This is a genomic window from Flavobacterium sp. YO64 (genome assembly GCF_004119505.1).
In the GTDB taxonomy this organism is placed as follows: Bacteria; Bacteroidota; Bacteroidia; order Flavobacteriales; family Flavobacteriaceae; genus Flavobacterium; species Flavobacterium oncorhynchi.
Genome location: NZ_NRQV01000084.1, coordinates 1 through 221 on the forward strand (window position 1 = coordinate 1; position 221 = coordinate 221).

Annotated in this window: 1 protein-coding gene; it reads right to left on the reverse strand. The window is 26.2% G+C overall.

Going from position 1 to position 221, the window contains the following annotated elements; translation table 11 throughout:
* A partial coding sequence (locus tag BOW57_RS20750) for a hypothetical protein (RefSeq protein WP_164973762.1) occupies window positions 1-221 on the reverse strand: 221 nt, incomplete at both ends.

Sequence of the window (221 nt, forward strand, 5' to 3'; positions counted from 1 at the left end):
GCAAATTTTAGAATTAATCGTAATACTTGAATTATCTGAATAGCATCCATTAACTAAAGCTGTAATAATATAACTTCCTACAGGAGCTATAACTATATCAGCATTTTGAACAATATCTACAGAAGGACTTATAACATAATTATAAGTTGCATTATAATTACTAATTCTAAAACTTCCTTTAAGATCTGTACATACTCTTGTATTTTCAATTACAATTGGCA